Origin of the sequence: Sulfuricurvum sp. (genome assembly GCF_049305995.1) — a bacterium.
GTDB lineage: Bacteria > Campylobacterota > Campylobacteria > Campylobacterales > Sulfurimonadaceae > Sulfuricurvum.
In genome coordinates this window covers 1-2,073 of record NZ_JBAQPS010000369.1, presented here as the reverse complement: position 1 = coordinate 2,073, position 2,073 = coordinate 1, and the positions used below count along the sequence as shown (strand labels likewise).

Genomic DNA, 2,073 nt, shown 5'->3' with positions numbered 1-2,073 from the left:
CACCATAGTTTGAGCTAAAAATCTGTTTCTATATTTTGGTTCCGGTGCATCTAGCGAGATAACATTGGCTATATTTTCAGGGATAAAAGAGCCTTTATTTGAAAATACCAATTTTCTGTCTTCAAATTCTACAACATTGATTTTACTACCCATTGTATAATCTTGATGAGCTATGCAGTTGTTTAATGCTTCTCTTATGATATAGGGATCATAACTATCCACTTCATCAGGAAAAAGGGAATCTGCTCTCATATAACGATATTTAAGATTTCGGATTTTCTCATACACTTTGTCAACATTTAAAATAAATGGACACGTAAAATGTTCATAATCTTTTTCGATATTGTCTTTATCTTTGAGTATCCACGTTATTTGAGCAACTGCCGGGCTTAAAAAATATTCAGATTCACTTTTACCGAGTAGCACAATAGCGGTATTTGTGATTTTTCCTTTGATAGTTATCTTCGCTTTATTTAAAAAAGTAACATCATCCCAAGATTTGATTTCATCCGCTAGTTTTGAATTTTTTATCACATAGAGTTCTCGTGCTTTATCGATTGCTTCAGGTGATAAGTCTGCGATGGTAGCATCTTCACATATTTGGATACTCCAATCAAAATCAGCGTTTTGAGATCGGATGCGCTCAAGCTCTTCGAGATTTAATGCGTGAAGTTCCTCACCGTCTCTGCCATAATAATGTCCTCTCCAAGCGACGGGGATACCCTGCGGAGCGGCCGGTATCTGAAACATTACCACACGCCCTTTATCCGTTTTGACTTCATGAATCTCTTTGAAAGTTATACGGTTCGTTGTGTGATTGGCGATTTCTGCTTTTAGACTATTGAGCTTCGCTTGATCAGCTCGAAATTGCGTTCCGACGATACTTTTGTCTTTGTCTTTTACGCCAAAAATAAGCCATGCTTCATCATGCCCTTTTAGATTTGCCTCATTCGAAAGAGCACTAAAATATTCACCCAAAGAGTCAAAATCATAACCGCTCTTTGCTTCTTTGAACTCCAAAACTTCGGTTTCAAAATTTTGAGATAAAAAGGTGTTTAGCTTTGCATCGATATTAATCATTTAATAAACTCCTCTTGTTTTAAACTGTCGCAAAATTTGTACCAAATCCCTATCAAACATCACGGCAATCTCTCGGAGGATATAGATTTTGTTGGTGATGGTATCGAGTTAGTCATTCTCTTCTGAAGTGGGATTGCAATCCCACCATCGCAGCTTTCATCAACATAGACAATAAAATTGCTGAAGCTATTTTCACTCATCAAATTACCTTAAAATTAAAACAATTCACGAATTTAATAAGCCATGCCTTTAAACTCGAATCAGCTTCTAAAATGAAATATAACGCTAACATCAAAAACCCTATAGTAAAAAAAATCACAACTATCTGATAAAGTGTTGTTAGTATTTTTATATCACTTAGTCTAGCATTAATGCCATTTTTTTCTTTTTCCAAACTTTCTAAGTCAATACCTGATTTTTCTGATATTTTTTTGAATACATTGTCAAATCTTTGAGATAAAGTTTTAATACTCTTTTTCATCATAGATATTGAAAAAAAGCTAAATAAACTCCAAATTATAATAATAGCCGAAGCAATAAGCAGTGGATAAATTTCTTTTTCAAATCTAAAAAGTAAATAAATATAAACTCCAAATTGAATAGGTAGTGAATTTACTTTTGACAAAAAGTCTGAAAGGGAATCTTGTAAGCTTTTAAAATATTTATCTCTCTCTTCTTCTAGCTTTGAATGAAACTCATCAAATGAAAACTTATGTAAAAATAACTTATATTCTCTATCTGTTTTCTCGACAATCAGTTCTAGTTTATTAAGTAAATAAAAAAATCTATTCTCACTCTCTTTGTTTTCTTCAACAATTTTAATGATATTGTCTCTAAAGAAGGCAATATACTCTTTTGATAGATTACTCTCCATAGAATCATGCAGTTTTTTTAGATTGTAACTACTATCATAAAACTCTGATGGTTTATTTTTATAACCAACTTCAATTTTTCCATTTTTTTCTGAGAGTAAAATATATTTTTTATTCAGTT

Annotated in this window: 2 protein-coding genes; both read right to left on the bottom strand. The window is 32.2% G+C overall.

What is annotated here, in order from left to right; genetic code table 11:
* Window positions 1-1,080: ATP-binding protein (locus WA010_RS12375; RefSeq protein ID WP_422557424.1), on the bottom strand; the 1,080-nt coding region annotated here is incomplete at its 3' end.
* Window positions 1,081-1,279: 199 nt separating this feature from the next.
* The coding region (locus WA010_RS12370; protein WP_422557423.1) for a hypothetical protein at window positions 1,280-2,073 on the bottom strand (794 nt) is incomplete at its 5' end.